The 12766-nt window shown below is 67.6% G+C and carries 11 protein-coding genes, 1 pseudogene and 1 riboswitch; of the genes and pseudogenes, 5 read left to right on the forward strand and 7 right to left on the reverse strand.

Features of this window, described 5'->3' with window-relative positions; translation table 11 throughout:
* The 5 genes and pseudogenes from ACQEXA_RS02050 to ACQEXA_RS02070 all read right to left on the reverse strand — a co-directional run bounded on the left by ACQEXA_RS02050 (position 1) and on the right by ACQEXA_RS02070 (position 2931).
* The gene (locus ACQEXA_RS02050) at positions 1-219 is read right to left on the reverse strand and encodes a hypothetical protein (RefSeq protein WP_432937778.1); all 219 of its coding nucleotides are present in this window, start codon (positions 217-219) and stop codon (positions 1-3) included.
* A 221-nt stretch (positions 220-440) separates the two neighbouring features.
* Positions 441-851, reverse strand: a complete 411-nt coding sequence (locus ACQEXA_RS02055; RefSeq protein ID WP_432937776.1) for a hypothetical protein — start codon at positions 849-851, stop codon at positions 441-443.
* A 389-nt stretch (positions 852-1240) separates the two neighbouring features.
* A pseudogene (locus tag ACQEXA_RS02060) lies at positions 1241-1674 on the reverse strand (DUF427 domain-containing protein); the annotation flags it as partial.
* 65 nt (positions 1675-1739) lie between these two features.
* Entirely contained in the window at positions 1740-2177 is a 438-nt protein-coding gene (locus ACQEXA_RS02065; protein ID WP_432937774.1) for a VOC family protein, read from the reverse strand.
* A gap of 271 nt (positions 2178-2448) precedes the next feature.
* A complete protein-coding gene (locus ACQEXA_RS02070) occupies positions 2449-2931 on the reverse strand; it encodes a cupin domain-containing protein (protein ID WP_433128343.1) in 483 nt (160 codons plus the stop codon).
* A gap of 266 nt (positions 2932-3197) precedes the next feature.
* On the opposite strand from ACQEXA_RS02070, the gene ACQEXA_RS02075 reads away from it, so the two are divergent.
* From ACQEXA_RS02075 to ACQEXA_RS02090, 4 genes are all read left to right on the forward strand, one after another.
* Positions 3198-3764: a hypothetical protein gene (locus tag ACQEXA_RS02075; protein ID WP_432937768.1), complete on the forward strand. Its 567-nt coding sequence runs from the start codon at positions 3198-3200 to the stop codon at positions 3762-3764.
* 470 nt (positions 3765-4234) lie between these two features.
* Positions 4235-4405, forward strand: a riboswitch (M-box (ykoK) riboswitch).
* 333 nt (positions 4406-4738) lie between these two features.
* The gene (locus ACQEXA_RS02080) at positions 4739-6085 is read left to right on the forward strand and encodes a magnesium transporter MgtE N-terminal domain-containing protein (protein ID WP_432937766.1); all 1347 of its coding nucleotides are present in this window, start codon (positions 4739-4741) and stop codon (positions 6083-6085) included.
* On the forward strand, positions 6082-7383 hold the full coding sequence (locus ACQEXA_RS02085) for an NRAMP family divalent metal transporter (protein ID WP_433128345.1): 1302 nt from the start codon (positions 6082-6084) through the stop codon (positions 7381-7383). The genes ACQEXA_RS02080 and ACQEXA_RS02085 overlap by 4 nt, the downstream gene beginning before the upstream one ends.
* Positions 7384-8370: 987 nt before the next feature.
* The gene (locus tag ACQEXA_RS02090; protein ID WP_433128026.1) at positions 8371-10077 is read left to right on the forward strand and encodes an ISAzo13 family transposase; all 1707 of its coding nucleotides are present in this window, start codon (positions 8371-8373) and stop codon (positions 10075-10077) included.
* Between the two features lie 76 nt (positions 10078-10153).
* Here ACQEXA_RS02090 and ACQEXA_RS02095 read toward each other — a convergent pair whose 3' ends face one another.
* The gene (locus ACQEXA_RS02095; RefSeq protein ID WP_432922089.1) at positions 10154-11083 is read right to left on the reverse strand and encodes a transposase family protein; all 930 of its coding nucleotides are present in this window, start codon (positions 11081-11083) and stop codon (positions 10154-10156) included.
* Positions 11084-11159: 76 nt separating this feature from the next.
* Positions 11160-11501, reverse strand: coding sequence for a hypothetical protein (locus ACQEXA_RS02100; RefSeq protein WP_433128347.1), 342 nt, complete (start codon positions 11499-11501; stop codon positions 11160-11162).
* Positions 11502-11627: 126 nt separating this feature from the next.
* Here ACQEXA_RS02100 and ACQEXA_RS02105 point away from each other — a divergent pair, with 126 nt between their 5' ends.
* Positions 11628-12743: an IS630 family transposase gene (locus ACQEXA_RS02105; protein WP_433128349.1), complete on the forward strand. Its 1116-nt coding sequence runs from the start codon at positions 11628-11630 to the stop codon at positions 12741-12743.
* Positions 12744-12766: the final 23 nt, after the last annotated feature.

Raw genomic sequence — 12766 nt, forward strand, 5'->3', positions numbered from 1 at the left:
CTACTCGGCCCAGGACGTGAAACCGGTCTGGAAGACTGCTTCGAGCGACGCGCGCAGCCGGGCCGCCCGGCCCGGCCGCCCGGCCTCCGCGAAGCTCTCCTCGAACCGGGTCTGCGTCCCTTGCCACAGCGGCGTCGCCGCTTCCATGCGGGACAGGCCGTCCGGCGTGAGTCCGATGATCCGTGCGCGGCGGTTGGCGGCGGAGGGTTCGATGGCCACCAGGCCCTCTCGGACAAACCGCGGTCCCCCTCACGCCGGCCCTCGGTCGGCCGCCGTCCCGCACCGGCCCGGCGATCACTGTGCGCATGGCGGGCTCGGGCTGTCGGCGAAGGCTCTGCCGATCGGTCCGGAGCGCCCACTGGATGAGACCATGCTGCCGCGTCCGGGCAGGTCCCGCAGGACGGCCGTCCGTCCACGGCACGGATCCCGCAGCCGCTGTCTCAGGACTCGTCGGCGAGGAAGTGCTCGGCCAGGGGGGTGCCGGCGAACTTCTTGTGCATCTCACGAGAGAAGAGCAGCATCGCGTTGCGCGGGCGGTGGTTCACGACGAGCGTCTCGCATTCGCCTGCGGCATTGCGGGCGACCGTGACGACGACGTGGAGGGTCTCGCCCTTCACCCGGGTGGTGTATTCCTCGATGAAGCCGTCGTTGCCGTAGTCGCCGGTGTAGGTGAAGTCCTGGAACTCGTACAGCTCACGGGCGGCGGTCACCACCGAGTGGACGGCCTCGGGACCCTGGATGGGGCCGTTGTCGATGAACGAGCCGTTCCCGGTCACGTTGTCGGCCAGCTTGTCCAGCCACCACGGGTAGTAGCTGAGACCCTCGCTCTTGCCGTCTTCCGTGTTCGACATGATGTTTCTCCTTCAATGATCTCCGGCCGCAGGCCGGACGCGGGGGGCTTGCCGTGTCAGGTGATCCCCAAGCCGGCGATTACGAGCATATACTCCTATCAGCTCGGATTGCGGCGTGACAACCGACACCCTCAGGCCTGGCCCAGAAGATCACCGGCGCCGTTCCCGACGCCGCCACACCGTTCCACGGCATCGGCATCCCGGGCACCGATCGGGTCTGCCTCACAGTACCGTCCGGTCTGCGCACCACTCAGTGGTGCGCAGACCGGCCGTGCAGGCCCGGACCGCATCCACCGGATGCTGAAACAGTCAACGTCGACTCAACGAATACAGACAGCGGTGCCAACAAGCCGTCATGTGCGACATGTGCAATCCGGGAGTGCGTGCCTTCACCTGGCCTGCTTGGAAGGCCTCGCCAGAGGTTCTCCGTCGACGCACAGATCAACGCGCTCGTTGAGGAATTCGACCATATCGGCGATGCGGTTGGCCTGAACGTCGGTGGGTCGTAGGCCCATGCGAGGTAATAACGCATCGGCAGCCCGGTCTCGAACAGTTTGACGCAGCGCGGCGCTTCCGCCGGCACGACCGCTTCCAGTGCCACGCGGACGTTGCTGGAGGAGCGCAGCGCGTCCACGCGGGAATAGGGACTCCTGGGGTGGACGAAGGCCAGCTCGTCCGCTTCGAACCAGGAGTCCAGTGCCTCCCACTCGAAGCGGACGGTTCCGTGCAAGGCCTCGGGAGCACCGTCCTCCCACACCCGCGCCGCACCCTGGGGACGGGCTCGACATGCCCGACTGGCGCGATCAGACTCGGGTGCTGCACCTTCTCCATCGTGAGTACCTAGATCAGCCGTAGGCGCTCGGCAGAGGAAGGGGCGCGGACCGGTGGTCAATCGGCATGGACACCGCGAAGCAGGCCGGTGGACTGACCCACCTCGATGAGGTAGCTGTCGGGATCGCGCAGGTAGCAGCGCAGTTCCGAACCGCGGTCGAGGGGTTCGGTGAGGAAGTGGGCGCCCTTGGCGACCGCGTGGGCGTGGAAGGCGGCCATGTCCGCGACGCGGACATTGAGAAAGCTCGACACCCGCTCGGTGCTCTGGGGCGCCTCGAGGGTGACGCCGGGTTTGTCGGGGGTTGGGCCACCCCCGGGATTCATGATGATCCAGCTGTTGGCCACCTTCACGATCGCCGGGTTCTCCTCCATCACGACCTCGCCGCCGAACACGTCGGCGTAGAAGCGCCGTGATCTCTCCACGTCGCGCACGGTCAGGAAGTGCGTGACAAGGAGCCCTTGTTGCGGGGCGGGCAGATCATCGTGAGCCGTCATGGTCCGTCATCCTCACTGTGCAGGGTGGGAAGGTGGCGCCGGTCGCGAGCAGGACCGACCCCTCCGTCTGATTCGTGCCGTCGTTGAACGTCTGATCGCAGACGCGGATCCCCCGCGCGGCGCCCGGCGCGATACCCGCCCGAGTCACCGGCCCGTACCCCGTGGCCGCGCCGACATCCTCGGCCGTGCCTTGAGGCTCTGCCGGTGACAGGGGTGATCTCATTGAGGACCGGGCCGTCGGCTGCTGCGATACGAGAGGGGAATCTGCCTGTTACTCCACAAAGTACGAGTCTTGCTCATCGAAGAACCTGGCGCGTTCCTCATCCGTGGCATGTGCCATCCGTGAAAGCCCCTCAAAATACTCTTCACGCGGTGCCCCGGGTGTAAAGAGCAGAAGCATTTCGGCCGGCGCATCGGAGTCGTTGCGGAAGGCATGCAGCCCGCCCTGCGGTACATGCAGAAAGTCGCCCTGTTGAGCGTCGATCCACTGTGCGCCGTCAAAAAGTCGAACGGTGCCGTTGAGGATGAAGAAGGACTCCGAGATCGTCTTGTGGAAATGAGTTTTGGGGCCGCCCGCCCTTGCGCTCATCTCCACTCGGTAGAGTCCGAATTCGCCTCGCGTGGTGGTTGTGGTCGCCAAGTAGTGGATGGCGTCCCTGCCTGCTGTTCCGACATTCGGTGGGGTGCTCGACGGCCGGAAGTTCGCGCTGATCTCGCCGTCATCGCCCGTGTACACCTGCTTCGGGTACGACATGCAAACCATCTCCCTAAGTTAGATGCGCAACGACGTGTTGCAGGGGGCATGCGCGGACCGCTGCGGTGGCTGCAAACCGACGGCTGCCCTCGAGCCCCCTTTGGGCATGCCGTAACAGAAGAGACCGATCACCCACGGCACATGTGACACCTGGACGGCGACGCGTAGGTCAGCGGTGCCGGATCCGGGGCATGCGGGCTCGGATCACGTTCGGGACGAAGAGGTCGCCATCGAAGGAGGGTCCCTCCAGGCGGCCCGTTTGATACGTGCATCCTGGGCCTCACCCGCCCTACCTGCCGCTGCCCGCGGCCGCCCTCGACGCGGACACCGCCTGGCAGTTCGCCGACGTCATCGACAAAGCCCGAGCCGTGCCGGTGACGCTCATCGCCCCGGCAAGCTCCGCCGCGGCGCACTTCCCCCACGTCGACGTCCTCAACGTCTCGCTCGATGAGCCGCAGCCACTGGAGTTGGTTGAGGCCGCCATCACGGTGCAGCGCCTCGACCACGCGGCCTACGAGCAGATCACCACCGCGCTTGCCGTCACAGGACAGCCCGCCGAACCCGCCCAGCGCCCTTGGCAGAAAGTGCCCCACGAGCCCGATGTCCGCACGCCGACCGCACCCGGCGATCCGGAAGACCCAGCAGCCCACGGTGATGGCAGCAGCTCGGCCCGCACGTCCGGCGTGGCCAGAGGGGACACGGACGAGATGGCGATGTTCCCCACCCTGCTGGCCGCTTCCACCCACCCGGCCGCAGCAGGCGTGCATTCTCTGGGGCCAGCCTCCGCGACGTTTCACCGACTGTCGCCGCGGTCGGCTCTACGAGGTGCTTGATCTTGCCGTGGCACTGCTCGACCCGAGATCGGCGGCCACCACTGGTCGCATACCCCTCCACGTACGGAGTGGCTTTGGGCGGGGTTTCAATGACCCAGTCACGCGCCCCTGCCGAGGGCTTGGTGCACTATTTTGGAAGACGCCGTATGCGGGTGACCGCTGACCTGGCGACTCCCTGACCTGGTCCGGAGCGAGGTTGGCGCCGCTGCTCCCCGTGAGTCCCCGCTACGTCCCGCCGGGACGGGCACGCGACAGGCACGGACCAAAAGAGTGGTAGCCGTGAGCGAGGCGACCCCCGAGTAGCCGTTGCCGGACCTCCTTCATGATCGCCGTTTCGGACACGGGAATGCGTGCAGCACCGCTGGCACCGCCGTCGCATCGATGGCCACGATCATTCCGAGTCGAGGTCAAGGAGTGGTCATGCATTGGGGGCGGCAGCATGACGGGGCGTATCATTTGGGCGGTTTAACAAGACACCTCGTTCGGTGAGGCGTCTTCACGGACACAGGCCACTGATCCCACCCGTCGAGAGACGCTCCGGATCAGGACAGGTCTCCCCGGCACAAGGGGTGACCCCAGGTGGCTTCCCTGAGAGGGATTACGCCGTGGAGTGCCAAAGCTCTGACGAGTTGGGGTGTGCCGGGTCCTCAACCCTGGCTCCCCCTTGCCGCGCGGTCACGAGTAGGTGGCCGAGACCGGGAGGAGGCGAGATGGACAGTAGTCCGGGCCATAGTCGGCCCTCCTTCGCGTTGTCCTCGCCGTCCTTCTGCGGCTTGCGGCAGCCCGTTCTCCTCTGACCTGCCCGGTTCCGCAACCGGTCACCAGCCAACGACACCACTCTGCCAAGCCGTTCATTGGCGTGCGCCGGGTGTGCCTACCGTTGTCGGGCGGAGGAAGCTCGCTGCCGTGGGCAGCCCGGTGCCCCGTCGAAGCGGGGCAAGGGGGTGTTTATTTTGGCTGGCCACACTCTGCTCATGTCGACATCAGCCCGTCTGCGTGACCGCCGGGTCACCCTGGAGCGCCGTGCCACCGCCTCCAAGGCGGTCCGTATCTCACTGGTCTCGCTGGCCGGGCTGATCGGTGGCCCGGTCACCAACCAGTCCGGTGAGGAGGTCGGCCGCGTCGTAGACGTGGTCGCCCGCCTGTACGGGCCGGAGCCCTATCCGCCGGTCACCGGACTGATCCTGCGCATCGGGCGGCGGCAAACCTTCCTGGCGTCAGACACCATTGGCAAGATCCATGCCGGACACGTGCGGCTGCGCACCGCTCGGGTAGATCTGCGCGACTTTGCCCGGCGTCCCGGCGAGGTACTGCTAGGCAACGACGTCCTCGATCACCAGCTCGTGGACGTCGACGGCGTTCAGGTCACCCGCGCCGCCGACCTTTACCTGGCGCCGTTGGTGGACCGCGTGGTGCTGGTCGGGGTGGACGTATCACTTCCCACCCTGCTTCGTCGGCTCGGCCCGCGCCGCTGGCAGGCGAGGCCGACCCCGGAGCGGGTGCTGGACTGGCAGGCGGTGGCCCCGTTCGCCGAGCAGGCCGTCGATGGACCGCCGGAGGTGCGACTGCGTGCGTCCCGGGCCGCGCTGCACCGGCTGCGCCCGGCCGACCTGGCCGACATCCTCGAAGACCTCGGCCGCGCCGAGCGGCAGCAGCTACTGGGCTGGCTGGAGCCGGAGCAGGCCGCCGACGCGCTGGAGGAGATGGAACCGGCTGAACTGGAGAATCTGCTGCGTGAGGCCCAGCCCGACCACGCCGCTCGGCTGGTCGACGAGATGGAGCCGGATGAGGCCACCGACGCTCTGCGCGACCTCACCCCCGAGGAGCGCGAGAACCTGCTGGGTCGTATGCCGACCGGAGAAGCGGCGGAACTGCGCCGGCTGCTGACCCACCGGGAGGGCACCGCGGGCGGTGCCATGACCACAGTGCTGGTCACGGCCCACCGGGACGAGATCGTCGCCAAGGTGCGCGGCCGCCTGGCCGAACAGGCCGAGCACCGCACTGAGATCGACGCCGTTGCCGTCGTGGACGACAAGGACCGGCTGGTGTGCGACATCGGTCTGTTCGACCTGGCAGTTGCCGAGGACTCAGCCCTGGTGGCGGACTTGGTGGCCTGGTTGGCCCAGTTCGGGTCGCCCGTCACCGTCCGCCCGGACACTCCGCTGGCCGAGGCCGCAGACCAGCTCGTTGACGCCCGGGCCTCCTCGCTGCTGGTCGTCGACGGCACGGACCGCCCGATTGGCCGGATCCTGGCCGACGACCTGATCGACGCGATGCTGCCCGAACGCGGGCGCGTGCACTTCCGGAGGTTCCTGCAGTGACCCGCGACGTCGACACCACCACCGCGGCTGCTTCGCCCACGATCGGCGCGGCCCCTGCCCGCCGCACCGGCTGGCGGCGCATCACGATGGTCGCCGCGATCGCGGGTCCTGGCCTGGTCGCCGCGAACGCCGGCAACGACGCCGCAGGTATCGCCACCTACGCCTCGGCGGGCTCCCAGTTCACCTACGGCACCCTGTTCTTCATGGTGCTGGTCACCATCGCCCTGGTGATGGTGCAGGAGATGGCCGTCCGCCTTGGCGCCCACACCGGCAAAGGCCTCGGCGCCCTGATCCGCGAACAGTTCAGTCTTCGCCTGACCGCACTCGCCGTCTTCTGCCTCCTGCTGGCCAACACCGGCCTGGTCGTCAGCGAGTTCGCCGGCATCGGCGCTGCCTTCGAACTCCTCGGCGTACCCAAGTGGGCGGTCATCCCGCCGGCCGCGATCCTGTTGTGGGCGCTGGTTCTGTTCGGCTCCTACCACTGGGCCGAACGCATCTTCTTGATCATGTCGCTGGCCTTCTTCGCCTACCCCATCGCGATGATCCTCGGCCACCCCGACTGGGGTGCCGTAGGCCACCACCTGATCGTCCCGCACATCGAGCCGAACAAGGACTTCATCCTGCTCGCGGTCGCACTGATCGGTACGACCGTCAGCCCATACATGCAGTTCTACGCGGCCGCCGGCGTCGTGGACCGTGGCGCCAAGCCCGCCGACTACCCGCTGATCCGCGCCGACGCCATCCTGGGCGCCGTATTCGCCTGCGTCATCAGCCTGACCATCATCATCGCCACCGCCTCCGCCGTCGGCGGCAGCGGTCCCCTGGACTCCGCCGCCCAGGCGGCTGAGGCACTCAAGCCGGTTGCCGGGCAGAACGCAGAGCTGTTGTTCGCCCTCGGCCTGATCGGCGCCTCCGCGCTGGCGGGCGCCGTCGTCCCGCTCTCCGCCAGCTACGCCATAGGAGAGGCCGCCGGCGTGGAACGCTCCGTCTCCCGCAGCTTCCGCGACGCCCCGCTCTTTCTGGGCCTGTTCACCGTCCAGATCGTGCTGGGTGCCACGGTGGCGATGACCCCGCTGGATGTTATCCAGCTGCTGATCGGCACTCAGGTCCTCCAAGGGCTGATCAGCCCGGTCGTCCTGGTCTACCTGTTGGTTCTGACCAACCGTCGGTCGCTCCTCGGGGAGGCTGCCAACGGATCGCGCTACCGCATTGCCGCGACTGTCGTGGTCATTGGCGTCGCGGGTATGTCCACAATCCTGCTCGTACAGACGATCCTGGGCTGGTTCGGTCTCGGCTGAACCCGGCATTTCACTCCACCACGCAACGACTCGTCGCCTGGGCTACCGGGGACAGCCCTGCTGTTCAGTGACAGGACACCGTAGGGATCGAGAGGGTCGAATTCGCGATCGGCGCCGCCGTTCCCCGTGAGAACCCGCCGCGTTCTGTCGGACCAGGCACGCGACGGGCACGGCGCCGTGATCTTGATCGCGCGATCCGTGGAGTCGCGGTGGCCGGAAGCGTGCGCTGCACGTCTACTACGCCCTTCACCGCATGTAGGTATTTTTTTTTACTAGCTTTGGGTGATTTCGTTGCCTTCGAGACTGACGGGTCGGTGGAGTGTTCGTTCCCTCGGTAGGAGGTCAGGAATGGGTCACTGGGTCTACGAGTTCTCGGGATACCCCGACATGGGGTGCTACCAACAGATTGCTAACGAGGTGGAGCCAGGCGAGGTCGTTGTGTGTGAACGTGTGGGCTGCCCAGGCATCGTGGATGGGTTCGTGCGAGAGAGCGTCGATGACGTGATGATGGTGGTCCACTTTCGATGGGTCGCCAGCGGAGACCCATTTACGGTCATGCCGGAGGTGCTGCGGGCCTGCGGACTTTCGCCGCCGCCCGACGGACGACAGCTTTGATGTGCTGCGGGAGATTTCTCCTCATGCGGCACGACTATGGCACGGCGACATCCGCTACAGGAGTTCGGCCAACTGAGCGGCCCGCCTGCCCACCTGGCCCATGGCCAGGCATGGTGAGCGTCCTGAGAGTCGCCCGTGGCAGATCCAGTGTGCTGACGTTGCCGTCAGAGTCTGCCGTCACGACCTCTTCGTCCCGAACTATCGGCCACGAGGTCATTCCGGTTCAGGAGGCTGGTCGTGTGCTCATCGGCGGCCATTGACAGCCACCCTCGGATGCGGTGGTTGATGTACTCCGCTGCTGTACAGCGACCGTGCTAAGGGCGCGCAGAGAATCAAGGTGTTGCTTCCGTGGATCTGGCTCGTTGATGTGATATGGCCATATCGCAGGAGACTCGTGATCAACTCTTTGTGAGATTAGCGGTGTTGGTTCCGCACCTGGACGAGCGTCAGCGCCGTCTGCTGATGGGAACCGAGGCCCGGATCCTGGGACACGGCGGGATCCGGGCGGTCGCGCAGGCGGCCGGGGTCAGCGAGACCACCGTCCGCAAGGGCGTCGACGAGCTGGAGGCGGGTGCGGAGCCTTCGGGACGGGTCCGCCGCCCCGGCGGCGGGCGTAAGAGGGCGGCCGAGGTGGACGAGGGGTTGCGTCCTGCGCTGTTGGCGCTGGTCGAGCCGGATATGCGTGGGGATCCGATGTCGCCGCTGCGCTGGACGACGAAGTCGACGCGCAAACTCGCCGGTGAACTCACTCGGCAGGGCCATCGCGTTTCGGCGGACACCGTCGGTGACCTGCTGCGCGAGGAGGGCTTCAGTCTGCAGGCCAACGCCAAGACGATCGAGGGCAGCCAGCATCCCGACCGCGACGCGCAGTTCCGCTACATCAACGAACAGGCCCGCGATCACCGAGACGCCGGGGATCCGGTGATCAGCGTGGACACGAAGAAGAAAGAGCTGGTCGGCGAGTACAAGAACGCTGGGCGTGAGTGGCAGCCTCAGGGCGAGCCGGTGCAGGTCAAGACGCACGACTTCCTCGACCGGCAGGGGCCGGGCAAGGCGATCCCCTACGGGATCTACGACATCACGGCGAACACCGGCTGGGTCAACGTCGGGTGCGACCACGACACCGCGGCCTTCGCGGTCGCTTCGATTGGCCGCTGGTGGCATGCCCGTGGCCGGCACGACTACCCGCATGCCGCACGGCTGCTGATCACCGCGGACGCCGGCGGCTCCAATGGCTACCGCACCCGCGCATGGAAGACCGAACTCGCAGCCCTCGCGGCCGAGACCGGCCTGCAGATCACGGTCTGCCACATGCCGCCCGGCACATCGAAATGGAACAGAGTGGAGCACCGGCTGTTCTCCCACATCTCCATGAACTGGCGCGGCAGACCGCTGACCAGCCACGACGTCATCGTGAATACCATCGCAGCCACCACCACCGGCACCGGGCTCCGGGTCGAGGCCGCACTCGACACCAACACCTACGACACCGGCATCAAAGTCACCGACGCCGAGATCGACGCCCTGGCGATGAGCAGGCACCGCTTCCACGGAGACTGGAACTACACGCTCCACCCCGCCGATGCCCCGCCCACTCCCGGCCCGAGGACGGATCCCGCGACCGTCGCCCGGCCGGCTGCAGCACCGGCTCGCATCGACGGCTCCATGCTCTGGGACCCTGAGCTGACCGGCATGACCTTCGTCGAACTGGACACCCTGCTCAACGATCTGATCCCTGCCCTGGCCGAACAGCGCGAGCGGCTCCGCCACGAGCGACGGGGCGGCGAACGACACCGAACACGCGGCGCAGGGGCCAAGGACAAGCTCTCCGACGCCGACCGGATCCTGGCCACCGTGCTCTACCAGCGCAAGATCGGCACCCATGACTTGCTTGCCCAGCTCTTCGGCGTCACCAGAAGCACCCTCACCCGCGCTGTCCAGGAAGTGCGACCCCTCCTGGCCGAGGCCGGCCACACGATCCCGCCGTCGACAGCCAGATTCCGCACCCCAACGGACCTGGCTACCCACCTCGACAGGTACGGCAACCAGCCACCAACGAAGATCAAACCAGCATGTTGATTCTCTGCGCGCCCTAACGAGTTGGTGCGCGATTGAGGTCGGGTCGTGTTGGCCTGGCGGGTTGGCTGGTGGATGATCACCGCTCGGCGGTGCGGTCGGAGACCAGGCTGGCGATGGCCAGGTGGGTCTCGTCGTAGTACTCGCGGCGTCCGATCCAGCGCTGGAGGGACCGCCACTGCTTGTGCTCGGCGTTGGCGTGCTCGACTGGAATCCGCTCGGAGGACTGCTTCTTGCGAGCGGCCTCCCAGACAGCTACTTCTTCGGGCGGGGAATCCTTCTTCGGCTTCAGTGGCGGGGCTTCGACCTGGTTGGGAAACTGTTTGGCCAGGCCTCGGTATCCGGCGTCCACCTTGGCCTTCACCTGGGGGAACTGCTCGAACAGGTCCGAGATGCCTTCGGTCTTCAGCGCGGTCTGATCGTGCATACGGCCGGGCCGGATGGCCCCGGTCCACAGGGTGCGGCCCTTCTCGTCGCTGATGACGCTGGCCTTCTTGGTGTTCTGCTTCATCTTGCCGGAGACGAACGCCCGGCGGCCGGGCTTGTTCGCCCGGGGGCGGCGTACACGGACCTCGGTACCGTCGATCCGCAGTTCCACACCGTGGGAGGCGGCGTAGGCGAAGACATCAGCCAGGGAGCGAAGCCGCAGGTCGGGGCCATCGGGGATAGCGAAACCGCGGGCGGCGAGCAGGGGGCGTACCTCGTGAACGGCGCGGGTGATCGTGGAGCGGTCCACGCCGTAGAACACGGCGAGGGCGGCGTGCGGGAGTTGGAAGCGCAGGACGACCAGGGTGGCAATGACCCGGTCGGTGAAGACCAGTTCGTGGTCGGGGCCGGCTCCTGCGGCGCGCTGCCGGTCGTGGCCTCGGCGTTCGCGCAGCCGGGACTCCTCACGGGCCGTCCACGGGTCGGCCAGCTCCACAATCAGCTTGCTTAAGCGGCGGCGCGGGATCCCCGTACAGATACGATGCCTCAAGGCCGTGCGGGCCCATCCTGACGTCACAATCATGATCGTCCCGAACGGCCGTTCGCGTACCTAGTGCAGCGCGTCGCAGGTCCTTTGCCAGTTGGGCGGCCCCCTGCTGTTACGCCTCGTAGCCGGCGAGGTGGATGAGAGCTGCCGTATCGAAGGCATCGTTGGGGTGGCCGGTGTCGGTGCCAGTGTGCAGGAGTGCCGGGGTGTAGGAGTCAGTGGCGGGCGAGTACAGAGCGAAGCCCCACTCCTCGTCCTTGCCGAGGTACTCGATGCGGCACAGCGGGATGCGCTCGTCCTGTCCGCCGCGTTGGATGATCGCGGTCAGGTAGCTGAACGAGCCGCGCCAGCGGATGTCGACCTCGGCCAGGGCGGGCCAGCGGCCCTGTTGCGCGGCGTGGTGGTCGACTGTGCCATCGACGTCGTCCTTGAGCCTGCGGGAAGGGACCGGCATGGTGCCCAGTGTGGCGCAGGCGGGCCCCGTGGCGGGACAAGGGCGAGGCGGGCGGGCCGCAGACGTGGGAGCGGCCGGACAAGGATGCAGCTGACGTGCACTCATTTTTTGTCCGCAGGAGCATAGATGGCCCACCCGGCTGCCGCGCCCTTGACGCTGTCCCGCAAGCAGGAGCGCAAACTGCGCACGATCGTGGCCAGTACGCGGGCCGGGCAGGCGGTGGTGCGGCGGGCCCGGATCGTGCTGCTGGCCACCGAGGGCCTGCCCCATACGCACATCGCCGCCCGGCTCGGGTGCAGCCTGCCCACCGTGCGTACCTGGCGCGAGCGTTTCCGCCGTCGCGGGGTGCCGGGGCTGTTCGACCGCCCCCGCAGCGGCCGCCCGGAGCGGTACGGCCCCAGCGAGCGCCTCGCGGTGGTGGCCACCGCCACCTCCACCCCACCGGAGGGCGCCTCGGTGTGGACCCGTGCCTCGATCGCCGCGCACCTGGCCGAGCGCGGTCCGGCCCCCTCCCCCTCCACGGTGGGACGGATCCTGGCCGAGGCCGAGGTACGCCCGCACAAGGTCCGCGGCTGGCTCAACCGCGCCGACGACCCGGCCTTCTGGGCCCAGGTCGGCGCCGTGTGCCGCCTCTACCTGAACCTGCCGCCCGCCACCGTGCTCGTCAGCGTGGACGAGAAGACCGGCATACAGGCCAAGTCCCGCCGCCACCCGAACCTGCCCGCCGGCCCCGGACACGACCAACGCCGCGAGTTCGAATACCGCCGCCACGGCACGGTCTCCATCATCGCGGCCCTGGACGTCGCCACCGGACAGGTGATCGCCCAGCGCATCGCCCGCAACGACTCGGCCACCTTCATCGCCTTCCTGCGGCAACTGGACCAGCTGACCGACCCCGCCCTGCGGATCCATCTGATCATGGACAACGGCTCCTCGCACACCTCCAAGGCCACCCGCGCCTGGCTGGCCGCCCACCCCCGCTTCGCCGTCACCCACACGCCCAAGCACGCCTCCTGGCTGAACATGGTCGAGCAGTGGTTCAGCGCGCTGACCCGCCGCCTGCTCCGCCGCGGCGACTTCGCCTCCCGCGAAGACCTCGAAGCCCAGATCACCGCCTACACCGTCGACTACAACCGCACCGCCCGCCCCTACCGGTGGCGCTACGACGCCGACGCCGAACACGCCCGCTACCTCGACCGCCACCCCCAACCCGCCCCCGATACCTTCACACAAGCCGCATAACGCTCCGGGTATCCGGCGGGCCG

It is taken from the genome of Streptomyces sp. CA-106110 (assembly GCF_050936285.1).
GTDB lineage: Bacteria > Actinomycetota > Actinomycetes > Streptomycetales > Streptomycetaceae > Streptomyces.

Bases quoted from the DNA above. Each gene is read 5' to 3' on its own strand.
- ACQEXA_RS02055 (WP_432937776.1), bottom strand. From the start codon at position 851: ATGTCGAACACGGAAGACGGCAAGAGCGAGGGTCTCAGCTACTACCCG.
- ACQEXA_RS02065 (WP_432937774.1), bottom strand. From the start codon at position 2,177: ATGACGGCTCACGATGATCTGCCCGCCCCGCAACAAGGGCTCCTTGTC.
- ACQEXA_RS02070 (WP_433128343.1), bottom strand. From the start codon at position 2,931: ATGTCGTACCCGAAGCAGGTGTACACGGGCGATGACGGCGAGATCAGC.
- ACQEXA_RS02080 (WP_432937766.1), top strand. From the start codon at position 4,739: ATGTCGACATCAGCCCGTCTGCGTGACCGCCGGGTCACCCTGGAGCGC.
- ACQEXA_RS02090 (WP_433128026.1), top strand. From the start codon at position 8,371: ATGGCCATATCGCAGGAGACTCGTGATCAACTCTTTGTGAGATTAGCG.
- ACQEXA_RS02095 (WP_432922089.1), bottom strand. From the start codon at position 11,083: ATGATTGTGACGTCAGGATGGGCCCGCACGGCCTTGAGGCATCGTATC.
- ACQEXA_RS02100 (WP_433128347.1), bottom strand. From the start codon at position 11,501: ATGCCGGTCCCTTCCCGCAGGCTCAAGGACGACGTCGATGGCACAGTC.
- ACQEXA_RS02105 (WP_433128349.1), top strand. From the start codon at position 11,628: ATGGCCCACCCGGCTGCCGCGCCCTTGACGCTGTCCCGCAAGCAGGAG.